The sequence below is a fragment of the Mesorhizobium sp. B2-4-2 genome, from assembly GCF_006442845.1.
Taxonomy (GTDB): Bacteria; Pseudomonadota; Alphaproteobacteria; order Rhizobiales; family Rhizobiaceae; genus Mesorhizobium.
This window is the reverse complement of the sequence record NZ_VFVM01000020.1, coordinates 23,311-46,049: the sequence shown is the minus strand read 5'-3', so window position 1 is coordinate 46,049 and position 22,739 is coordinate 23,311. Positions and strand designations below refer to the sequence as shown.

Annotated in this window: 19 protein-coding genes; 6 read left to right on the top strand and 13 right to left on the bottom strand. The window is 60.9% G+C overall.

Annotated features, from left to right (window positions below):
* The 5 genes from FJ942_RS27685 to FJ942_RS27665 all read left to right on the top strand — a co-directional run bounded on the left by FJ942_RS27685 (position 1) and on the right by FJ942_RS27665 (position 5,248).
* The gene (locus FJ942_RS27685; RefSeq protein ID WP_140500731.1) at positions 1-378 is read left to right on the top strand and encodes a response regulator; all 378 of its coding nucleotides are present in this window, start codon (positions 1-3) and stop codon (positions 376-378) included.
* Positions 379-637: 259 nt separating this feature from the next.
* Positions 638-1,030 carry a response regulator gene (locus FJ942_RS27680; RefSeq protein WP_140500730.1) on the top strand — a complete coding sequence of 131 codons (393 nt, stop codon included), beginning with the start codon at positions 638-640 and terminating at the stop codon, positions 1,028-1,030.
* Complete coding sequence (locus FJ942_RS27675) at positions 1,030-2,784, top strand: YaiO family outer membrane beta-barrel protein (RefSeq protein WP_140899577.1); 1,755 nt, start codon at positions 1,030-1,032, stop codon at positions 2,782-2,784. The genes FJ942_RS27680 and FJ942_RS27675 overlap by 1 nt, the downstream gene beginning before the upstream one ends.
* 2 nt (positions 2,785-2,786) lie before the next feature.
* Positions 2,787-3,824 carry a HEAT repeat domain-containing protein gene (locus tag FJ942_RS27670; protein WP_140899575.1) on the top strand — a complete coding sequence of 346 codons (1,038 nt, stop codon included), beginning with the start codon at positions 2,787-2,789 and terminating at the stop codon, positions 3,822-3,824.
* Complete coding sequence (locus FJ942_RS27665; protein ID WP_181165449.1) at positions 3,821-5,248, top strand: glycosyltransferase family 2 protein; 1,428 nt, start codon at positions 3,821-3,823, stop codon at positions 5,246-5,248. Before FJ942_RS27670 ends, FJ942_RS27665 begins: the two co-directional genes overlap by 4 nt.
* Positions 5,249-5,263: 15 nt before the next feature.
* On the opposite strand, the gene FJ942_RS27660 is transcribed toward FJ942_RS27665, so the two are convergent.
* The 8 genes from FJ942_RS27660 to FJ942_RS27625 form a co-directional block, all read right to left on the bottom strand.
* Positions 5,264-5,566, bottom strand: coding sequence for an Hpt domain-containing protein (locus FJ942_RS27660; protein ID WP_181165450.1), 303 nt, complete (start codon positions 5,564-5,566; stop codon positions 5,264-5,266).
* A 365-nt stretch (positions 5,567-5,931) separates the two neighbouring features.
* Positions 5,932-6,885: a PleD family two-component system response regulator gene (locus tag FJ942_RS27655; RefSeq protein ID WP_281405858.1), complete on the bottom strand. Its 954-nt coding sequence runs from the start codon at positions 6,883-6,885 to the stop codon at positions 5,932-5,934.
* Between the two features lie 47 nt (positions 6,886-6,932).
* Entirely contained in the window at positions 6,933-7,970 is a 1,038-nt protein-coding gene (locus tag FJ942_RS27650; RefSeq protein ID WP_140500726.1) for a chemotaxis response regulator protein-glutamate methylesterase, read from the bottom strand.
* A 22-nt stretch (positions 7,971-7,992) separates the two neighbouring features.
* Positions 7,993-10,260 carry a hybrid sensor histidine kinase/response regulator gene (locus tag FJ942_RS27645; RefSeq protein ID WP_140899573.1) on the bottom strand — a complete coding sequence of 756 codons (2,268 nt, stop codon included), beginning with the start codon at positions 10,258-10,260 and terminating at the stop codon, positions 7,993-7,995.
* Entirely contained in the window at positions 10,257-10,961 is a 705-nt protein-coding gene (locus FJ942_RS27640) for a chemotaxis protein CheW (protein ID WP_140651005.1), read from the bottom strand. Before FJ942_RS27640 ends, FJ942_RS27645 begins: the two co-directional genes overlap by 4 nt.
* Positions 10,961-12,196 carry a protein-glutamate O-methyltransferase CheR gene (locus FJ942_RS27635; protein ID WP_140525722.1) on the bottom strand — a complete coding sequence of 412 codons (1,236 nt, stop codon included), beginning with the start codon at positions 12,194-12,196 and terminating at the stop codon, positions 10,961-10,963. The genes FJ942_RS27640 and FJ942_RS27635 overlap by 1 nt, the downstream gene beginning before the upstream one ends.
* Positions 12,196-12,660: a chemotaxis protein CheW gene (locus FJ942_RS27630; RefSeq protein ID WP_140525723.1), complete on the bottom strand. Its 465-nt coding sequence runs from the start codon at positions 12,658-12,660 to the stop codon at positions 12,196-12,198. The genes FJ942_RS27635 and FJ942_RS27630 overlap by 1 nt, the downstream gene beginning before the upstream one ends.
* 23 nt (positions 12,661-12,683) lie before the next feature.
* Positions 12,684-14,321, bottom strand: coding sequence for a methyl-accepting chemotaxis protein (locus tag FJ942_RS27625; RefSeq protein WP_140525724.1), 1,638 nt, complete (start codon positions 14,319-14,321; stop codon positions 12,684-12,686).
* Between the two features lie 1,215 nt (positions 14,322-15,536).
* On the opposite strand from FJ942_RS27625, the gene FJ942_RS27620 reads away from it, so the two are divergent.
* A complete protein-coding gene (locus FJ942_RS27620; RefSeq protein ID WP_224681964.1) occupies positions 15,537-15,965 on the top strand; it encodes a hypothetical protein in 429 nt (142 codons plus the stop codon).
* Between the two features lie 266 nt (positions 15,966-16,231).
* On the opposite strand, the gene FJ942_RS27615 is transcribed toward FJ942_RS27620, so the two are convergent.
* Genes FJ942_RS27615 through FJ942_RS27595 form a run of 5 tightly spaced genes read right to left on the bottom strand, consistent with a single transcriptional unit; the run spans position 16,232 to position 22,599 of the window.
* A complete protein-coding gene (locus FJ942_RS27615; RefSeq protein WP_140525725.1) occupies positions 16,232-17,170 on the bottom strand; it encodes an ABC transporter permease in 939 nt (312 codons plus the stop codon).
* Positions 17,163-18,245: an ABC transporter permease gene (locus tag FJ942_RS27610; protein ID WP_246679899.1), complete on the bottom strand. Its 1,083-nt coding sequence runs from the start codon at positions 18,243-18,245 to the stop codon at positions 17,163-17,165. Before FJ942_RS27610 ends, FJ942_RS27615 begins: the two co-directional genes overlap by 8 nt.
* Positions 18,242-19,759: an ABC transporter ATP-binding protein gene (locus FJ942_RS27605; protein WP_140763923.1), complete on the bottom strand. Its 1,518-nt coding sequence runs from the start codon at positions 19,757-19,759 to the stop codon at positions 18,242-18,244. Before FJ942_RS27605 ends, FJ942_RS27610 begins: the two co-directional genes overlap by 4 nt.
* Positions 19,760-19,788: 29 nt before the next feature.
* Positions 19,789-20,802, bottom strand: coding sequence for a BMP family protein (locus tag FJ942_RS27600; protein ID WP_140899571.1), 1,014 nt, complete (start codon positions 20,800-20,802; stop codon positions 19,789-19,791).
* A gap of 15 nt (positions 20,803-20,817) precedes the next feature.
* Positions 20,818-22,599: an adenine deaminase gene (locus FJ942_RS27595; protein ID WP_140763917.1), complete on the bottom strand. Its 1,782-nt coding sequence runs from the start codon at positions 22,597-22,599 to the stop codon at positions 20,818-20,820.
* Between the last annotated feature and the right edge of the window lie 140 nt (positions 22,600-22,739).

Genomic DNA, 22,739 nt, shown 5'->3' with positions numbered 1-22,739 from the left:
ATGCCCGCAAGGATCCTCTATGTAGACGACGAGGACGATATCCGCGAAATCGCCCAGATGTCGCTGGAGCTCGAGCCGGAATTCGAGGTGCGATCCTGTTCTTCGGGCATGCAGGCGCTGGCCGATGCCGCCGAATGGCGGCCCGACCTCATCCTGCTCGATGTGATGATGCCGGACTTGGACGGACCGGAGACGCTGAGGCGCCTGGCCGAGTCCCGGCCGACGGCGTCGATACCCGTGGTGTTCATCACCGCGCGCACCCAGACGCATGAGGTCGAACGCTATCTGGCTATGGGGGCGGTGGGGGTGATCGCCAAACCTTTCGACCCACTTGCGCTTGCCGGTGAAGTCAAAAGATTGCTTCTATCGCGCACCTGAGCCGACGTATGGCTTGGCCACCGAGCGCAGTTTGTCTGCACACTGTGCGATACCGTTCAGGGCTCCTATACCATGTCGCCTTATTCATCTACTGATTGTGCCGAGGTGCAGGCGCAGCGAATCAGGTTGTCTATAATCGCGTGGCATCGGCGGACGTCGATGAGAGAGTCGAGACGAATATTTCTGTCTGCATGGACCGCATTGGCGGATGTCGGTTCATGGGATCACTCCGGGGGGCGACGGAACCGGAGCAAGGCTGGTGAACGGAGCGAAGGCAAGAGTTCTGATTTGCGATGACGATCCCTTGTTGATCGAGCTGATGGAATTCAGGCTCAGGGCAAAGGGATATGAGGTCATCAAAGCAGTAGACGGGGCGGAAGCGCTCTCGAAGGCAGAGCATGAGGCGCCGGACATCATCGTGCTCGACGCGATGATGCCCAAGGCCGACGGCCTGGAGGTCCTTGCCCGCATCAAGGGCGATCCGGCTTTGTCCGAAACCCCGGTCGTCATGCTGACCGCCCGCAAGGGCGAAAGGGACATCGTCTCGGCCCTCGAAAAAGGAGCCGACGACTACCTTGTGAAGCCATTCATCCCCGAGGAGCTTCTGGCGCGGTTGGCGCGTCTGCTCGCGCGAAAGAGCGGGAAACGCTGATGCGGCGCTGCCGGTGCGCAGCCCTTGGCGCATGTCTGATCCTGGCGATCGCTGCGCCCCAGGGCCCGGTGCTGGCGCAGACGGTGGATGAACTTTACGAGTTCGGCGTCAAGGCCAGGCAAGCGCAGCATTTTGACGAGGCGGTGGAGTTTTTACGGCGCGCCCTTGCGCTTAAACCCGATAACGCCGACGCCTTGGTGCAACTCGGTTTTGCCGAACTCGGCCGCGACAATCTGTCGGCGGCGCGCGCCGCTTTTTCCAATGCCCTGTCCTTGGCCCCAACCTATCGGGACGCCAGCTTTGGCATGGCTGAGGTCGAGTTCCGCTCGGGCAATCTGGATGCCGCGCTTCCGCTAGCCGAAACGGCCCTGCGGGCCGAGCCCGGCAACGCTGACGCCGCCACGCTTATCGCCAATATCCAGAAGGCGAAGCAAGCCGCCAGCAGTGAGGTGAGACGGTCTCCCGCGGTTCCGGCGCCGACAAAGAAACCGACTAGCCGGCGGCCCGATCCCGTCGCCGGTCTGATGGAGCAGGGCAGACGCCTGCGAGCGGCGGGAAAGCTGCCCGAGGCGGAGAAAGTCTATCGCCGGGCACTGGGACTGGCGCCGAAGAACACCGACATCCTCGTCGCCCTTGGCCTGGTCGTCGGCTCCAGCCAAAGCTTCGACGAGGCGGGGCTTTTCTTCGACCGCGCGCTTGCGATCAAGCCGGGCCTTCTCGACGCGCGGCTCGGCAAGGTGCGCCTGGCGATCTGGCGGGGCGACGCGCCGAGCGCCCGCCGCTTGGTCGATGGCGTGCTGGCCTCAGTGCCAGGCAATGTCGAGGCGCTCGAGCTGGATGCGAGAGTGGCTTTGCTCGAGGCCGATTACACGCGGGCCGGGCAGTCGTTCCAGCGCGTGCTTGCGGCCGATCCGCGCAATGCCGAGGCGCTGGTCGGGCTCGGCGATGTGCGCCGCGCCGAGGGTAAAGAGGAGGACGCGCGGGATGCCTACAGCCAAGCGCTCGCCGTCGAGCCTGGCTCTTTCGATATCGAGCAAAGGCTGGCCGTGCCGCCGCCGCGCAAATGGCGGCTCGACCTCGGCAGCGAGGTGAGCGATCTCACCAGCGAGCTCGGCGACTGGACCGACAGTTCGGCAGGCCTTGCCTATGGGCTGTCGCCGCGCACCACGATTTCCGGTCGCACCCGGCTGGCCACACGCTTCGGCCGCACCGACGTCCAGATCGAAGGCCGTATCGACCAGGCCTTCTCGCCGGCGTTCTCTGCCTATGCTCTGGCGGCGGCGACGCCGGACGCTGATTTCCTCGCGCGCTATTCGATCGGCGCCGGGGCTTCGTGGCAGGTCATGGCGCCGGCAAAGGCGTTCGGCCCGCTTTCGCTCAACATCGACACCCGGTACGACAATTTCGCCGACACAAATGTCACCAGCATCTCGCCATGGGTGCAGACCTCTATCCTAGACGGCCGCCTGGGGCTTTCCGCCCGCTGGGTTCATGCGCAGGATGATATCGGCACGGGCGCAGACGGTTATGTGCTTCGCGTCGACCTTGCTGCGACACCGCACTTCAACGTATTCGGCGGTTATGCCGACGCTCCCGAAATCTCCGACGGCACGCTGGTGCCGACGCGCGCGGTCTTTGGTGGTGTTTCCTGGGACATCAGCGATCCGCTGACGTTGCGCGCCAGCATCGCGCATGAAGAACGACCGAGATTCGACCGGAATACATTCGGTCTCGGCCTGACCGCGCGGTTCTGACCATGTGGTACATCTGGGATCTCTCCATACTGCTCAGCGCTCTTTCGCTGGTGATCATGCTGTTCCTGATCGCGAGACGCGTCCTGCAGGAGCGCCGGAGCAAGGCTGCGGCCGACCAGCGGCGTCAGCTTCTGACTGCGCTGATCGCCTTCACCGAGAGCCGCGACCGCGAGGTGTTGAAAACGGCCATTCTTTCGGTGCCGGCTGGCGTGGCGATCAATACCGGCTTCGAGTTCATTTCGCTTTTGCGCGGCGAGGAGCACGACGATGTCCTTGCTGCTTTCAAGGAATGTGGCCTGCCGGCCCTTGTCGGCAGGCAACTGGAAAAGGGCAACGGCGCCGAACGCATCCATGCGGCCGAGATGCTGGCGGCGCTGCGCTCGGAAGGTGCGGTGGCAAGCCTGCTTTCCGCGCTCAACCACGACCGCTCGCGCGAGGTCAGGATCGCCGTCGCCATAGCGCTCTGCGATCTGAACAGCCTGCCGCCGCTCGGCATTGCGCTGCGCAAGATCGGCGTGGCCGGGCAGCGCTCGCGACGCCTGATCGAGCTGTTCAGGCGCTTTCCGCACGCGCGCCTGGAGGAACTGGCGGACCATGCTGCGCGCGCCGACGCCGTGCCCTTCATAAGGGCGGCCGCGATCGACGCATTGGCCCGCGCCGGCGGCTTCCGCTTCGCCGATCTCTTCGCCCGCTTGGCCGACGACGCCTCGCCCGAGGTTGCCGCGGCGGCACTGCGGGCGCTCGGCCTCACCGGAAATGCCGACGCGCCGGCGATCCTCTCGACCGCGATGACAAAAGGCGACTGGGAGGTGCGCAGCGCGGCCGCCGATGCCGCCGGCCGCCTCGGCCTCGCCGAACTTGGCCGGTCGCTATCCAAGCTGATGGGCGACGAGGTGTGGAACGTGCGCTATGCCGCCGCCAACGCGCTGCGCTCCTTCGGCCAGCCGGGAGAGCGGTTGCTGCGCCAGATTGCCGACAGCGAGGTCTCGCGCAGCCAGCGCACCGCCTCGCTCATTCTTGCCGAGGGACCAGCCGTATGATCGCCGACTGGAGCGACGAGATCGTTCTTGCCGCCACCATCTTGTCTTGGTTCATCATCGGGGCCGGGCTGGCGCAGACGACGATATACCTCCTGCAGCTCATCGTCGCCGGCTATGCATTGTCCAAGCGCCCACCGGTCGCGCGCTCGGCGCTGCTTTGGCACCGCTATGGCGATGTCGCGCCGCCGATCGCGCTATTGGTGCCCGCCTACAACGAGGCCTTGAACGTGGTCGAGAGCGTCCATTCCATGCTGGCGCTCGAATATCCCAATTTCGAGGTCATCGTCATCAACGACGGCTCGAAAGACGAGACCTTGCTGCGCCTCATCGAGGCGTTCAAGCTGGTAAAGTTCCATCGGCCCTATGAGGAGGCGCTCGCGCACAATCCGATCCGCGGCCTCTATTCGTCACCGATGACCGAGCGGCTGTTCGTCGTCGACAAGGAGAACGGCGGCAAGGCCGACGCCCAGAACGCCGGCATCAATGTCTGTCGCGCGCCGCTCTTTTGTGTCATCGACGGCGACTCTATCCTTGAGCCCGACGCGCTGATGCGTGCCGCCCAGCCATTCATCGACGACCCCGAGCGCACCATTGCCGTCGGCGGCACGATCCGCATCGCCAACGGCTCCAGGATCGAGGCAGGCAGGGTGCGCGAGGTCCGTCTGCCACGCCGTCTGTTGCCACTGCTCCAGGTGGTCGAATACCTGCGCGCCTTCCTGATGGCGCGGCTTGCCTGGAGCCGCATCAACACACTGATGCTGGTCTCCGGCGCTTTTGGCATGTTTCGCCGAGCCGAAGTGGTGGCGGTCGGCGGCTTCACCAAGGGTTCGATGGGCGAGGACCTCGACCTCGTCATCAAGCTGCACCGCTATATGCGGGATAAAAAGCGCAAATACCGCATCCAGTTCATTCCGGAGCCGGTGTGCTGGACCGAGGCGCCGGAATCGCTGAGCGTCCTTGCCCGGCAGCGCACGCGCTGGCAGCGCGGCTCGCTCGAATGCTTCTTCCGCTACCGCTCCATGCTCTTCAACCCGCGCTATGGCCGCGTCGGCTTTCTCGGCTTCGGCCACATCTTCATTGTCGACGTTCTGGGACCGGTGGCGGAGGTGCTGGGCTATATCCTCATCCCCGCCTTCTGGCTGCTCGGTGTCCTTTCGGCCGAATATCTTCTGGCCTTCACCTCGCTCATCTTCACCTATGGCGTCTGCGTGAGCGTATGCTCCCTCGTTCTCGAAGAGGCCGAGTTGCAGCGTTTTCCCCGCGCCAGGGACCTCGCGGTATTGACGGCGGTCGCCGTGATCGAGAATTTCGGCTACCGCCAGCTCAACAATTTCTGGCGCGTGAAGGGCTGGTGGCAATTTCTTCGGGCCGACCAGAGCTGGGGTGAGATGACCAGGACCGGCCTGGGCGGCGCGAAGAAGTGAGCCCCGTCTGCTGAGTCACTTCAGCGTCCGCTCGATCTCCGTGATAAGCGCATCGAGTGCGGCGTGCGAGGCCCCATCGTCCGCCTGCTCGATCAGCAATGTCTCCAACGCCGATGCCCGCGCGCTGATCTCCGCAAACCCGAATGTCCCCGCGGCCCCGGCGAGCGAGTGCGCGGTGGGAATCAGGGTGTCGTTGGAGCCCACTGACGGGCCTCTCTGACGCGCCGCCCTCAACTCCGCGAGTTGAGTGGCGCACCGAGCCAGGAAACGCTGTCGTAAGGGGGCGAAGGGATCATTCAGAATGGAAGGGGCCTCCATGGATGGCTTTAGAGGTATTCAAGCAGAAAACTCGGTGGAGTGGAACGAACTGCTTGCGGTCCACGCTCCTGTCAGAGCAGAACTGCGGCGCCCGCTTCAGCCAAATGCAATGGCGATGAGTTTTTGATGTCCAACCGCGGAATGAGCGAGCTGGTCGGCATAGACCTTCTTGAAGGCCGGCGAGCGGGGTGCATTCAACGTATTTTCAAATGTTTGGAGCCTGCTGCGGTATTCGGATAGGCCGACAGGTCGGCGGCCGCAGCACGTCCGCTATCATGCAATTGGTGAAAGTGTACCATCCTGCCGCCATGAGCTCACGACCGGCAATACGGCTTGCATGGCCCAACAGTTTGCCTAGCCACTCGTCAAGCGCGGGACATCTGAAGCGCAACACGATTTCGTCCTTCCGATTTGGCACGAAAAAGAGCCAGATCGGCGGCATTGACGAAATCCTTCGGCGTTTCGTTCTCGGTGGGCACCGCTGTTGCGACGCCAACGCTGATGGTCACGCGATCCGAGCCGTGGGGTATGTTCAGCTCCCGCACGCTCTGGACGAGCTGCTCTGCGATCGCACTGGATTGTTCCAGTAAAGTGTCGACCAGCACGATGACGAACTCTTCGCCTCCGTACCGCGCAGCGAGATCGGTGGAACGGCCGGAACCGCTCTGGATTACGCGGGCGATTTGCTTGAGCACCTCGTCGCCGGCCATATGGCCATAGGTATCATTGTATCGTTTGAAGTTGTCGGCATCGATCATCAACAGCGACAATGGGGATTGTGCGCGAAAAGCACGCTTCCATTCAGACGCCAGATATTCGTCAAAATAGCGCCTGTTGCCGAGGCCCGTCAGGCCATCGATCCGCGTCAGACGTTCAAGCTCGAGATTAGCACTGATCAGCTGTCGCTGGCTTTCCCTTAGCGCTCGGTATGCAGCTTCTCGCTGGACGTGATCCAGATAGGCCCGCGTGTGATATCGAACGCGTGCAATCAGCTCGATACGATCCGGAAGCTTTACGAGATAATCGTTCGCTCCCGCACCGAACGCTTCGCCCTTGGTGGCTGGGTCTTCCTTGCTCGACAGCACAATGACTGGGACCGCGCGTGTCGAAGCATGCTTCCGGTATTCTCGCACCAGATGCAGCCCATCGACCCCGGGCATGACGAGATCCTGCAGGATGACGGTTGGCTTTACCTCGTCGGCGACCGTGATCGCTCTCAATGGGTCGGTGCAGAAGTGTAACGAGATATCAGGCTCGCTGGCTAGAGCGCGCCTGACCGCCTCGCAAACCATGATCTGGTCATCGATGAGCAGAACCATGGATGAATAGTTATCTGCAAGTGGTGGGACCAGCTGTGGTTCTAGCGTCATCGGACGAACCCTTTCACCTGGAGCGCTGAAAGGGCTTCGATTATGCGTGAGCCGATCGCACTCAAAGGAAGAATATCAACAGCCGCGCCGACATCGGCGGCGGCCTTCGGCATGCCGTAGACGGCGCTGGTTGCTCTATCCTGCGCGATTGTGAGATGCCCCTTGTCGCGGAGCTGTCTCAACCCGTGCGCACCATCCCTGCCCATGCCTGTGAGCAGGACTCCAATCACCGAGCCAGGCCACCATTGCGCGGCACTTTCGAAGAACACATCTACGGACGGCCGATAAACGCTGTCCTCGGGGCTAGGCGTATAGCCAAGTTGCTGAGCTGACTTGAAAACCAGATGATCCGCGGAACTGGCAATGAGAACGGTGCCCGCTTGAGGACTATCGTTTTCCCGCGCTGGACGGATCGGGAGAGGCGTATGCTGGCCGAGCCAATCAGCAAGGCCTGGAACGAATTGGGCATCGAGATGCTGTACGAGCACGATGGCGGCGGCGAAATCAACGGGAAACGCGCTCAGGACTGCGGCAACGGCGGCCGGCCCGCCAGCAGAGGCACCGATTGCAATTAGCCGTCGAGCTGTCGGCTCAGCCGCACGGGACATCCTCCTTCTTGCCTTGCCCGGCGCATCGCCGATCAGCTTGCCGATCGTTGCTATCTTGTTGGTCAACAGCCGTGCGGATTGCGAGGACGCATCACCTTCGATGCCTACTGAGGGAATATCGACGGCGTCGAGCGCGCCATGCCCCATCGCTTCGTAGACGCCGGCGACGTTGGCTTCGATACTGGCTGTCACCAGCAAGATTGAACATGGGGTTTCCGCCATGATTCTGCGGGTCGCTTCCACCCCGTCCATCTCTGGCATCGCTAGATCCATGAGTATCAGATCCGGCAGATCACGTCTGCAGACCTCGACCGCCTCACGCCCATTGGTCGCAATCCATGCGACTTGGTGTTCGCCGGTCGACATGACCAGCCGGCGCAGAAGTTCAACCGCCATCGGCATGTCGTTGACTACGCCAATTCTCATTCGTTGGTCGCCAATTTCGATCTCATTCAGTCGCCTCGCCGATCATGTCCACGACGGCATGGATCAGCGCCTCGTCCTGAAAGGTACTCTTGGTCAGATAATAGTCGGCACCGGCGTCAAGCCCGCGCGAGCGGTCTTCTTCCCGATCCTTGTATGAAACGATCATGATGGGTGTGTTCCTGAGATGGACGTCCTTTCTGATCAGGCTCACCAGTTCGATACCATCCATGCGCGGCATGTCTATGTCAGTGACGACGAGATCAAAAGGACCAGATCGGACGGCATTCCACCCGTCCATACCGTCGACTGCCACTTCGACGTCATAACCGTGATTGCCCAGCATCTTGCGCTGGAGTTCGCGAACCGTGAGTGAATCGTCAATCACCAGCACGCGCTTGCGTCTGCTCGGTCCGGGACCGCCCGCGGCTCGCCGAAGGGCTCGAAATCCGCTGGACGACGCAAGCTTTTCCACCGATCGAACCAGATCATCGACGTCGAAGATCAGAACAGGCGAACCGTCCTCCATCAGGGCCGCTGCGCTGATGTCCTTGATCTTGGCAAACCGGGAATCGAGAGGTCTGATCACCAGTTCGCGTTCCCCGAGAAAACGGTCGACGATTACGCCGTAGGCGTCCCCCCGACCCGTTTCCACCACGACGACCGAGAGTTCCTCTGCTTCGGACGCAGACTCTCCTCGATCCAGCACCTCGCGCGCTGTCACCAACCCGATCTGTCGATCGTTCAAGCGAAAATGCGGGCGGCCCTGCAGGAGGTTGATCTCCACCCGCTGCAATTTCATTGTCTTGGAGATGGCAGCGAGTGGAAACGCATAGGGCTCCCCATCGACTTCGACGAGTAAGGTGCGCAGGACTGACAACGTCAGCGGCAGTTGCAGTTGAAACCGGGTTCCTCGACCAAATTCCGAGGAGACGCTCGTGATTCCGCGGACCTCCTTCGTCATCGCCTGCACTGCGTCGAGTCCCACGCCACGGCCGGAGACGTCGGACAGGCCAACTTTCATCGAAAAGCCGGGCAGAAAAAGGAATGCCAGCAATTCCGTTTCGCTGAGCGCGTCGGCGCTTTCCCTGGTTGCAAACTGCCGGGCGACGACAGTCTCGCGCAGCTTCGAGAGCTCGATCCCTCTGCCGTCGTCCACCACGGCTATTTGCAGCAGTCCGGCATTGTGCCTCGCTTCGAGCCTGATGAGTCCCTCTTCGGGTTTGCCGGTTGCGAGGCGCTCATCAGGCGGTTCAAGCCCATGGTCTACCGCGTTGCGCAGAAGATGCCCCAAGGGGGCATCCAGCTGCTCGAGGATATCGCGGTCGATGCCGGTCGAGCCGCCTACGATCTCCAGTCGCACCTGCTTGCCAAGTGTACGACCGAGGTCGCGGACCGTTCTTGCGTAGTGTCTCACCCCGTCTTCAAAAGGTCGCATCCGGCTCGCCAACGTCTCCTCGTACAATCGGTTGGCAAGATCGGTGGCTTTCCGATCGACTGAATCCAACTCATCGAGACGCTCCGCCAAGAAGGCTTGGCTCAACCGAAGCTTTCGCTGCGTTTCAACCAGCGCCTCCACCACAGCCGCATCTTTTGCGACCGGCAGCAGCACTGCATCGAGATTGTCGAACGCACTTGCGATGTCTGATTGAAGGCGCTTCAGCCGCAGCAGCCCGTCAGCGAATGGCCTGAGCCGCCGAGCTTCCATCAGCGACTCGCCGGCCAAACCGAGCAATCGGTTCAGGCTGTCTGCCGTCACCCGAACTATTCTATCTGAGCTGATGCTCCCTCGGGCTTGAGCTTTCGGCTCGACAAGGGGGTTCGCTGACGAGGTTGCCGCCGGCTCCTTTCGGCTATGCTCTGGGGTTGCGAAATCAGCTGCCGAATCTTGGGGTGCGGGCTCGGGGAGGGACAGTTCCTCGAACTTCGCCAGAAAGCTTTCGACTTCCGGGTTGACGCTCTCGTTCGATGATCCCGATGCGATCAATTTCAGAAGGTCAGAGCCTTGCAGAAGCGCATCTATATGCTCCTTGCGTACCCTCAGATGCCCACGTTGCGCGGCGACCAAGCAATCTTCCATTGCATTTGCAACTTTGACGGCGGGCGTCAGATCGATAATGCGGGCTGCTCCTTTCAGCGAATGCGCGGCCCGCATGCATTCTTCCAGGGCGTCGGTGGCGACAGGATCGCGTTCGAGCGCTAGAAGGCCGGAGGTCAAAGCCTGTGATTGCGTCTCCAGTTCGGCCTGGAAAAGGCTCAACATCGAAACCTGACTGAAGTCCTCATCTGTCATGCCATGCTCCGATCCATCATCGTGAGCAGTTGTCCCGGGTCGAGACAGCCAACAGCCCGTTCACGCCAGGGCAAAACGGCAACAGTAGCCGCCGACAGAGTCTTGCCGATCGTAGCTGGCACAGCGAGAGTGTCGCGTGCCCGGTAGCGATGTAAGCCGTGGACCTCATCAACCGTGAAAGCAACCCGCTTGTCCCGCTCGCCCACCACGACGAGGCGGCGAAATATCTTGGCTCGTCTGCCTTGTTCCTCCTCCTTGGGTTCGTCGATCCCGAGCAATTCAGCGAGCGACAGGCAAATCAGCAATTCGCCCCGGACATTGGCGATGCCGAGCACTGCACTATTCCTGCGGTGTGGAAGGGAATGAACGGGACGGGATTCAGCCACTTCATGAAAAATGCCAGCTGGAAGCGCCAGCCATTCGTGTCCCAACCGGAAGAGAACGGCCGTCTGTGGCGCTTCATCGTCCGCCGAAACGACCGCTGCACGACCAGCGCTATCGGGCCATTCGCCGCGATATGACGAGGGCGCCGCACGATCAAGGAGGCGCCGTGCAATCTTCCTGTAGGTCGGGCAATTCCGGCAGTGTAGATGCTGCTCCAGTTGGGGACAGGACTTGTCACCCCGAACGCCTATCCGCCGCCAGCAATCGTCGATTTCAATCTGCTCCACTGGCAGAGCGATCCTTGTCGAAGCCGGCATCAGGTGCCGCTCCTTTTCTGGACCCGGACCAGCCTGTCGGCCAGCGCCTCGGCGCCGCTGTGGTCGCCTTGCTTGCGAAGCAGCAAAGCCAGGTGGACCAGAGCCTCTCGATGATTTGGCGCGAGATAGAGTGCCTTGCGATAGCTTTGCGCGGCCTTGGATGCAGCGCCATCCGCATCCTGAACGAGGCCCAGCAGGTAGAAGATTTGCGCGGAAGGACCGAATTTCTCGAGATGGGCGAGGGCGACCTCCTGTGCCTCCTTTACCCGACCCGCATTGGCGATCCGTTCAACCGCGACTAGGCTTTCCGAGACCTGATCAACGGGCTTGGCCAGGGCCGGCGCACTGTTTTCCTTGCCGACGGTCAGTCGTGGCCGAAGAACGGGCTTGCTCTTGTTGAGCTTCGGGGTTGATGTCCGCACCGGGATAGCAGTTGTCGGCGCCGCGGCCTTGATGGGCTCCGATTCTAGGAAGGCAAAGGCCAAGGGCCATTCAGCGGAAATAAAGCCATGCAGCCTTGGAAGTGCTGCTTCCGCGGGACCGACCAGAAGAAGTCCGTCCGTGGCCAAGAGGTCTTTCAGGCGGGTCAATGCGCGATCCTGCAGTTCGCGATTGAAATAGATCAGCAAATTCCGACAGAGTACGATGTCGTAGACCTCTTGCCCAAAAATTGCGCGAGTACCGAATAGGTTGCCGACCCTGAAGCGAACCTGTTTCAGCACCGCAGCACTGGGCCGCAACCCACCCTCGACCGCTTCGAAATAGCGGTCCCTGAATTCGAGATAGCTGCCGCGAAAGGAATTGCGCCCGTAGACGGCACGTTCAGCCAGCGCGATATTGCGGGTACTGACGTCCACCGCATCGATGTTGAACTCGTGCGCCTCAAAGCCGGCATCGAACATGGCCATTGCGACCGAATAGGCCTCTTCACCGGTTGAACATGGCAGGCTCAAGACTTTTGTTGGCTGAGCACGCTTGTGCACGCGCGCATGCCGCGCCAACATCGTGAACGCTTCTCGGTCGCGAAAGAACCAAGTCTCCGGGATCACCACCGCATTGATCAACTCCTGAAGCTCCTGCGGGGAACCGGTCAAGTGTTCCCTATAGGCCTGAGGATTGGCAATCCGGCACGCTGCCATCCGGTCTCTGACCGCCTGACGGACCACTGTCGGGCCAACGCTGGCACTGTCCAGTCCAATGGTTTCCATCAGGAGCTTTTCTATTGCGCCGGTCATTAAACACCCATCACGGCCTGGCGGAGCAATGCGGTACGAATCTCTTCCGAAAGCAGCGCTTCCGCTTTGACCCACTGAATGATCTCCGTGCCATCCGAAGTCACCGGACCAAGATAAGACGGCGTTCCTGGCTCGAGGCCGAACGGCGCGAAGTCGGCAGGGTCTCGCTCGACCGTATCCGTCACCCGTTCCGCGACCAACCCAAGCAGGCGTTGCTCGCCATCTCGCGCCGGGTAGCGCGTAACAACGATCCGGGTGCTCAATAGGCGCTCCGATGGCCGGCCAAGCGCAAGAAGAGTAACATCGATGAGAGGGATGGGTATTCCGTTATAACTGACCAGACCGACCACACCGGTTGGCGCACCCGGCAGAACTTTCACATCGATATAGGGCAGCACCTCTTCAATTTGGTGGACATCGATCAAGTAGCGATCCGAACCCATACTGAAGGCGAGGAATAGCATTATCACCTCCTACTGCCGGCCCGCTATGCTCTCAGCTTGAACCTTGAAATGCTGCTTCGCATGCTACCTGAGACTTGATTGAGCTCGTCGATCGCGAGCGTCGATTGCTGAAGGGACTCGACTGTTTGCTGAGCTGCCTCGCTTAGCTGGGTTAGCGTGTCGCTTATCTGTCCCGCGCCGATCGCTTGTGCTTGCATGCCTTCATTGGCGACTTCGAAACGTGGCACCAACCCCTGGACCTGCTGGATGATGTCGAAGAGTTGCCCGCCGACCTGCTGGATTTCGTGCATGCCCCGGCGGACCTGCTCGGAAAACTTGTCCATGCCCATCACACCGGCAGCAACTGCCGACTGGATGTCTTTGACCATCTGCTCGATATCGTAAGTGGAGACGGCCGTCTGGTCCGCAAGCCTTCGGATCTCTGTCGCCACCACTGCAAAGCCCCGGCCATATTGGCCGGCCTTCTCAGCCTCGATGGAAGCGTTGAGCGACAACAGGTTCGTCTGATCGGCCACTTTGGTGATGGTCGTCACCACCTGATTGATGCTGCCAGCTTTCTCGCTGAGGATTGCGAGTTTGGAATTGATCGCACCCGCCGCGTCCATGACCTGCTGCATGGTTCCTTCCATACGGGTCAGCCCCTCTTGCCCTCCGCCCGCGACGGCAGCCGTTTGCTCGGCAACTGTCGAGACCTCGTTCATCGTGCGAACCAGCTCGTTTGAAGTGGCGGAAATTTCCTTGGCTGTCGCGCGGATCTCAGTCGTGGTCGCGGCGATTTCAGTCGCTGTTGCCTGCTGCTGCTTGGAGGTTGCAGCAATCTCAGTTATCGACGTGCCAACCTGTATGCTGGACCTTTGTACCTGACCAATGAGAGTTGTGAGATCGTCTGCCATTGCGTTGAAGCCGTCGGCAAGCACGCTGAATTCGTCCCGGCGCCTCAGATCGAGGCGTTCGCTGAAGTCGCCTTGCCGTATCATTTGAACTGCGTCGACCAAACGTGTGAGCGGAGCTGTGATAGCGCGGAACAGCTGGTAACCCAAAAGAAGGGCTAGTCCGAGGGCTATCAACAAGCCCACGCTCAAACCGACTTCCGCCGTGCTAACGATTGAGCTGATTCGCTGCGTCGCGCTGTTTGCCTCGCCTCTGTGATCCTCGAGCATGGCTTGCAGAGCGGACTGCAATTTCACAAAGATCGGCTCTACCGTGTTCTTGATGACCGGGCTTTCATTGGGAGTTTCACCTTTCGACAAGGCAGCTCGGCTCGTGTCCAGCACAGCAGTTTCCGCCAGCCGAAATTGGTTGGCGAGTTCTTTGACGACTGCGTAATTCTGCTTGTCGATGTCGGAGACGATCGTTGCTTCATACTCGTCCATCAACCGCCGCACTTGGTCGCGATTGGTCGCGATCGTGCTTTCAAGCGTGCTTTTATCCGACGGGTTGTCCTGGAGGGCATATTCCTGAAGCAGGCTATGTGCCTTCATCTGCCCCATCATGATCTCGGTGCTGTGATAGAGGTCTGGAAGGATGCCCTTCTCGACCTCAGTTGCCTCCCGCTCCGCCTGAAGAAACCAGGCGTACGCGATAACGGCGATCACGGACATAACCACCAGAACGGCAGCGAAACTGACGAGGATGCGGTGGCGTATTGTCAGACTCGTCATGGAACCGGTTCACCTATGGGGGCATCGAGGCCTGCGCGAAAAGCGCTCGTTCCGACGTTTCGAAAAGGTGCGTCGAAAAGCAGCAGTCTTATGCAGAATGGTTTCTTTTCCGTTCCATCGCTAATGATGGCGAAGCGGCTCGCCAGTCGGCGCCCCCAATAAGCGTGGTCAAAGGCATGTCTCGCCGTCGACATAGATAACCCCGACATCGGCTGGGGCGGCACGCACCGTCAAGTGGAGCGTGCATGAGCTGCTTGAGGCCAGGAGTTGAATGACTGCTTAGCCCGCTTGATGCCGAAAGCCGACCTCTCGCTTGCGTCCCCTAATTTCACCTTGAATCCAACGCAAAGTAAAAAAGGGCCGAGCTGAGACACATATGGTGTGCGCGACGAGCGGACTTTGCGCTGCCGCCCGAGAACCATCTTGGAACGAAGCCAAACGTTCTCTAATTGCAGATGCTGGTGACTTGGAAGGACGCGCACAACGGAAATCCAAGGAATTTTCGACGCACTCGCAACATCCAAGCATGAGCGGTGGAGAGAAGTTCTATACTCACCTGTTCGACCCGGGCCTGATGACCGTCCCATGCCGGGGTTGATCCATATGGCGTGGCGTCGCAGGCGCGAACCTTCAAATTTTCCGTGATAAAGAGAATGCTGGATTCAGTAGGCTGACAATTGTAGTGCCGAGAATAGATGAGGCCCGCAATCGCTTGAAGAAATTGGAGTGAAGCTGACCGCTGAACCGGAGGCTGACTGCGGAAGGATCGCTACGAGTTCATCTGCAAGGCGTGGGCGTCACAGCCGGAACGCTTCAGACTCAATCCGCTCCAGCAAATGCCGGGACCAAACATTTAGGCGATCAACCGGGGTGGGCAAGATGTGCCGCGTGCGCAGATATCAGGGCCCTGAATCTGCCGCTCAACAGGCACCTCGCCGCTGGCCAATCGCTCGCCGGTGGAAAACGCGGCCGCGCTGGCTGAGGAAAAACATCTTCGGCTGGGCCCGCCACTCTATGCCATGAAGCCTCCGGCAGGCTTGGACCGCGCGAAAAAGGCGGCGTCGCCCGGCTGGGTCTGTCACACTACACCACGACGGACGAGGTCGACCAAGCCATAGAGGCCGTTGCCCGGCTCGCGGTCCGACGGGGGCATTAAGTAGGCAAAAAGGGGGCCAGCTGTGGCTGCTGTGGATAATGGTCCTGGTGTCTTGCTGATTGGGCCAGCTAGCGCGCACTCTCACAGCTATGGTGGCAGAGCATGTCGAATTGGCCTTGTTTGAGCAGTCACTCGGCAACATCGAAGGCCTCAATCGACCGTTCTGTGATCGTGTGGCGGACGCTGCGGAAAAAACCGAAGGGTCGGTTCTGTTCGATGTCCGCGTTGACGGCGATACCTGGGTTCAGCGGATAGCTGCGATTGGTTATGGCGTGATAGGTACAGCCATAATCGTGATGGGGAAGAACGGACAACTTAGATGCGCATCGGTAGACGGGGATACCGCTCTTTTGGTGGCAGAATTGGCTGCCTGGAATGCGTCTCCGCTTGGTGAGCAAGCGAAGATTGATCAACGCGGAGCAGCCAACATCCTGCTGGCGACGCTCCGTAGTTCAGGTCACTTCGGCAGTGGTGGCTGGCGTTCCTGAGCGAGGCTTATGCAGCCTTCTGGCTAACCACCAGCGGGATAGTCGAGTTCCAACGATCCAGATTTCCAGGGGGGCAAATTGCTTGCCCTGTGACGTCCCGTGACTGACGGTCAGGTCTCCCTGCCTGGGCGGGTTGGGCTACAATACCGGCTCCGCCAAAGCGGTCGATCTTGCTGGAAGCTTGCTGCCGCGGTCACGGGTTGGGCCATGCCGCATAGCAGCTACGTACAGGCAGCCTTACAGCAGCAGAATGAAAACCGACCGCCCTATTCCCGCCTGTACGGCACGCCCAGCATAGCCGGTGCGCTGGTCCGCGAGCGACGGATCATCAACGCAACGATCGCCGCAACATAAGGCATCATCAACATATATTGGTAGGGGATGGCGATACCGACGCCCTGGATTTGCAATTGCAGCGCGTCGAGGAAGGAGAACACCAGAGCCGCCACGAAAACCGGGTAGGGGCGCCATAGGCCGGCGATGACGATGATGATGGCCAGCCAGCCGCGCCCGTTGGTCATGTCCGGCACGAAACGCGCCGCCTGGCCGACGGAGAGAAACGCGCCGGCAACGCCCGCCATCAGGCCGCCGAAGAGCACGGCGGCATATTGCACCGGCGCGACCTTTACCCCCTTAACATCGAGGGCCTTGGGATTGTCGCCGGCGCAGCGCACGATCAGTCCATAACGCGTCCGGAACAGGAAGAGCCATACCGCCGGCACCATCAGAAAGGCTATGTAGGTCAGCACCCGCTGGTCAAACAGGATGGGGCCCAGCACGGGAACATCGCTCAGCCCTGGCACCGGCACATCGGCGAAGAAAGGGATGGTCGGCGTCTTGCCGTCGCCAGCGAAAGCGGAACGCAACCAGTATGTGGAAAGGCCGGCGCCGAGCAGGTTGACGGCAAGACCGGTGACGATCTGCTCTACTTTCAGCGTGATCACCAGCACGGCAAAGACGAGAGCCATCAGCGCGCCGGTAAATCCGGCAGCGAGGACGCCCAGCCATAACGACCCGCTTTCATAGGCGGCGAGATAGCCGGTGAAGGCTCCCATCAGCATCATGCCCTCAAGACCCATATTGTAGACGCCGCTGCGCTCGGCGATGAGTTCGCCAAGTGCGGCGAGCAGGAGCGGGGTGCTGATGCGGATGGTGGCCGCCGCCACACTGACCAGGATTGAGGTTTGAAAGAGTGCGTCAAGCACGGCCGACCCTCCGCAGGCGGAAATTGCACGCTGCCCAGCCAGCTAGGAAGAACAAAAGCAGGATCGCCTGGATGGCGTATATCAGCGCCGAGGGCACGCCGGTCTTGATCTGCATGAGCGTAGCGCCGTTGAGCAACGCTCCGAACAGCACCGAGGCAACGACGACGCCAAGCGGATGCAATTGGCCGAGGATGGCCACGATGATGCCGCTGTAGCCGTAACCTGCTATTACGCCTGCCTTCAGGCGGTAATGGACGCCGTAGACTTCCGTGATCCCCGCGAGCCCCGCAAGCGCGCCGGAAACCAGAAGCACAACTATGACCAGCCTTCGAGTATTGGTGCCCTGTACATCGAGCGCGCGCATGTTGGACCCGGCAGCCTTGATCTCATAGCCCAGCGGTGTGCGCGTCAACAGCATGTGAACCAAGCCAGCCGCCACAATCGCCAGCAGGAAGCCGGAATGCAGGCGTGAACCGGAAAACAGCAACGGAAGCACCGAGCCCGGATCGACCTTCGGCGTCTGTTCGAAGAAGGCGCCCGCCTCGCTCCATGGGCCGCGCAGCAGCAGCAGCGAAAGGACATAGACGATGATGTAGTTGAGCATGACGGTCGAGATCACCTCATCGACCGAGAAGCGGGTCTTCAGCACGCCCGCAAGGCCGGCATAGAGTGCGCCGCCGACAATGCCACCGGCTATAACCACAGGAATTTGGATGAAAGGCGAAAAGCCGGTGAGATTGTGCTGCGCCCAATAAGCGAACATGGCGCCGGCAAAAACCTGGCCTTCGGCGCCAATGTTCCAGATACGCGCGCGGAAGGCGACACAGGCGGCAAGACCGGTGAAGATCAGGGGCGTTGCCTTGACCAGCGTTTCGCCGGCGGCACGCCACGAGCCAAAGCTGCCTTTCAGGAGAGCCGTGAAGGCGGCACCCGGGCTGGCGCCCGCGGCGGCGAAAAGCAGACTGCAAACCAAAACCGCCGCGATCGCCGCCAAAGCAAGTGCAACGATGCGCGCGGTCGGCCGCGGTTCCAGCCGGCGCTCGAGGCGCCACTCCACGAGGTTGAAATCGGTCACGCCGCAGCCTCGCTCCCATGGCCGGCCATCAGGCTGCCGATTTCGTCATAGGTGGTTTTTTCCGTATCGCGCACCGCAAGGACGCGGCCGCGAAACATCACACATATACGACTGCTGAGAGCGAAAAGATCCTCCAGTTCCTCGCTCGCAAGCAGGATGGCGCAGCCTTCGTCGCGCTTGTGCAGGAGTTGTCGGTAGACGAATTCGATGGCGCCGACATCGAGTCCGCGCGTCGGCTGGTTGCACAGCAGAAGCCGCTTCGCTTTGGCGAACTCGCGGGCGAGGATGACCTTCTGCGCGTTGCCGCCAGACAATTTGCGAGAGGGTGACGACGGCCCGGTTGCGGCAATCGAATAGGCAGCGATGACCATGCGCGCATTTGCGTCGAGCGCCGCGGTGTCGATAAATGGCCCATTGCGCCAGCGCGTTTGCCATTGTTGGCCGAGTACAAGATTCTCGCCGATATCGAGATCGGCAACGAGCCCGTCGCGGAAGCGGTCGCTGGGCACGTAGCCAATGCCTTTCGCAGCAATCGTCGCCGGTGAGTACGCCTGCAGAGTTTCGCCATCGAGCAAGACCGTGCCGCCGTCGGGCGCGGCGAGGCCTGCGAGGCACTCGAACAGCTCATCTTGGCCATTCCCGGAAACGCCGGCGATGCCGACGATCTCGCCGGCTGCGATGTCGAGCGATGCGTTGTCCAGCACGGGCCTTCCATCGCGCAGGTGCGTGAGCCCACGCACCGAAAGCACCGTCTCGCCGGTCGCTTTCGCATCTGCGGCGCGCGCCGGCGCCGCAACGGAGCGGCCGACCATCATGGTGGTGAGTTGGTCGCGGCTGACGTTCGAGGTTACGACCGTTCCGACCAGTCTGCCCTTGCGAAGCACGCTGACCCGGTCGGATTGCATCACTTCCGACATCTTATGGCTGATCAGCACGACCGACAGATCTTCACTGGTGAGCCGCCGCACGATCGCAAACAGGCGGCGCGATTCCTCGGGCGTCAGCACCGCCGTCGGTTCGTCGAGGATAAGCAGTCTGGCGCCAGTGTAGAGCGCCTTGACGATCTCGACCCATTGCTGTTCGCCGACGGAAAGGTCGCCGACGTGCCGGTGTGAGTTGAGCGAGATGCCGTAGGTGGAGCAGATCGTCTCGATCCTGGACAGAGCCTCAGCCCGGCCCAGCCGCCAGCCGGAGCCCGTGCCTACCGCCACATTCTCCAGCACAGTGAAGCTGGGCACCAAGACGAAATGCTGGTGCACCATGCCGATGCCGGCGCGGATGGCTTCGCCCGGCGAGCCTAGCTGGACGGTCTTGCCGTCCACCCGAATTTCGCCGGCGTCTGGCTGGTAGAGCCCGTAGAGGCAGGACGACAGTGTCGACTTGCCTGCGCCATTCTCCCCCAACAAGCAATGCAATTCGCCGGGCATGACGTCGAGCGAGACGTCGTCATTGGCGGCAAGCGCAGCGAAACGCTTCGTCAGGTGCCGAACCGACAGGCGCGGTATCTTGCTCATCTCGGATCGGCCCGGCACCACCTCCGGCGTCAGTCCGATTTCGGCTCGTTCACATTGAGCTCGATTTTCTTCTTGCCGCCCTGGATGGCCTTGGCCGTTTCAGCCGCAAGCGCCTTTACGTCATCGGGCATTTTGGCTTCCCAGGCAGGATTGAGGATGAGGTCGCCCGAACCCTGCTGCCAGCTGAACCACCTTGGTTCCTTCGGCGCGTCGAATTTGGCGTTCATGGTCTTTGCCTTCCACCATTCATCGATGATCCAGTTAATGTGCGGATCCCATTTGACGATGGTGGAGGCGACGATCGACTTCGGCGCCACTTCCGACATGTCCACATAATTGCCGAAGCAGCCTATGCCGCGCTCCTCGCAAACCTCGAAGGCGCCCGACATCTGGTAGATCATGTCCGCGCCGGCGGCGATCTGCGCCGAGGTCGCCTCGTTCGATTTAGCCGGATCGAACCAGGACTGGATGAAGGTGATCTTCTGTTTCACCTTTGGGTTCGCTTCCTTGGCGCCGGTGAAGAAGGCATTGATCTGATCGTTGGTATCTTCGGCCGGGAAGGTGGAGATGGCGCCGATGACATTCGACTTCGTGAGTTTGCCGGCCAGTTGCCCCATCACGTAGGCAGGCTCGTGCGCGTGGACGAATATCCAATAGGCATTGCCGCCGAGTCCGCGATTGCCCGAACCGCTCATGACGAACATCGTATCGGGGAATTCGTCCTTCAGCTTCTCGATCGCATCTGCATAGGCGGTGTCGCCGAACAAGATGTCGTAGTCGCCGGTCTCGGCATAGGTGCGGAACACCTGCTCGGCATTGTCGTAAACGTTCTCGGTATAATTGACCTCGATGTCGAGGCCGTGGGGCTTGGCGGCGATGATCCGGTCCATGGAACTCACGAAGGATGATTCCCACGGTGCTTCCTTGCCCGCCGAAAGAATGCCGGCGATCCTGAGCTTGGTCGGCTCTTCGGCTTGTACGCGGCCGCCCCACAGCCACGTTGCGGCCACGAGCGAAACAGCGACAACAAGGTTTTTCAGCATGGTTCCCTCCCTTTTCTAGCGTTCCCAGTCATGAAGCCGGCTTAACGGATCGACCACCGTCAGGTTTATGCAATCGATCAGGCCGAGATCGGTTATCGCGAAATCGGGTATCGCGGTGATCTGCAGCACGAACATGTACATGAAAGGCCATGGCAGCCTACAGCCGAGCGCGCGCGCGGCCGCGTCGAGATCCTGCTCTTTCTTCGCCATCTCTGGAGGATCAATGTCCGATACGATTCCGCCGATCGGCAGGGGCAGGAATGACACGATCCGACCGCCGTCCGCCACCGCCTGGCCGCCATTGTTCTCGATAATGTGGTTGATTGCCAACGACATGTCGTGGGGATTGGTGCCCACACAAACGATGTTGTTATCATCAGGCGCCGTCGAAGTGGCGAGTGCGCCGGAGCGCAGTCCGAAGCCTGAAGCGAACGCGACCGGCCGATGGGAAGTGCGGCCGTAGCGTTCGACGACGGTGAGATACTGCACGTCCTGTGATGGATCCGCGTCTATATAGCCGTCGCGGACCGGGAGCACGACATCACGTCGCGTGCGTACGAATATTCTCTCGGGCGTAACGGCGATCGCCAGCACGGCCGCCTTGTCGCCCGCTCCGGGCGCGCGCACCAATAGGTCTTTCTGTGAAACCGGCGCTACCTTGAATGTGTTGGTGACAACGGCGCTGCGGGCAGGCGGCGCAAGATCGTCCACGAGCTTGCCGTCGCGGGCGGCCAGCTTGCCCTTCGCGATGACACCTGAGACATGGAAGTCCGCGATATCCTTGACCAGCAGGATATCGGCGGCGAGCCCGGGCGAGATCGAGCCGACCTTCTGGCCGATGCGCAGCGCCTCGGCGCCGTTGATGGTCGCCATCTGGATGGCGGTGAGCGGCGGAACTCCCATCGCGACCGCCATGCGGATCATGTTGTCGAGGTGGCCACGGGCCAGGATATCCGAGGCGACCACGTCATCGGTGCAGAAGCTGACCCGGCTCGTCGCGGCTATTCCCATCTCGGTGACCATCCGCAGGTTCTCTTCGAGAAAATGGGAGATCGAAGATTCGCGAATGACGACATGCATGCCTTTGCGCAGCTTCTCCAGCATCTCGTCCGCCGTGTAGCTCTCGTGGTCGGAGCGCACTCCGGCCTGCAGGTAGCTGTTCAATCGATTGCCGCGACACATCGGCGAGCAGCCGAGGATCGGCAGACGGCTCTTTTCGGCGATCTCGACCGCCTGCAGAACGTGCTCATCCATCGTGTCGACGAACTCGCGCACCGTCTCCCATATGCCGACGCATTCCGGCCAGGAATGGGTGGCGCGGTGATCGTCCGGTCCGAAATAATAGCCGACGTTGGAGCGAGGCAGTGTGTAGGGCGTCTTGCATGGTGCGCCCCAGAAGATCTTGAGAGGGGTTGCCTTGGCCTCGTCGAGGAATTCGCGGGCGCCTTCCAGGCCGGACACCACGAGGATCTGGTCGAGGCCCGACACAATCGAAGTGGTGCCGAGCGGCACCACCGCCTTGGCGAAGCTAGTTACCGACATCTTGGAACATTCAACGTGGAGGTGGCCGTCTATCAGGCCAGGGCAGAGGAAATAACCAGTAGCATCGATCATCTCGGTCTCGGGGCCGCGGTACTCCGAGACGTCTCCGACAGCGACGATGCGATCCTTGTAGACGGCGACGTCGGCCGGATAGATCTCACCCGAAGCGACGTTGACTAGTGTGCCGCCGGTGACGATGAGAGTCGATTTATGCTCGGCGCGACCAGCACGGATGAATTCGCGTATGTCGGACAAATTCATCTCCGCTCGTGTGGCCTCGCTCGGGCTTGGGACCAAGCTTGTCTGCGCCAAAAATCCCACCTTGCGCGCTCTGATCCTGTCGTATTAGGGTCGTCCATGCAAATGGCAGTTTCTGGCTAGTTCTGGACGCACCG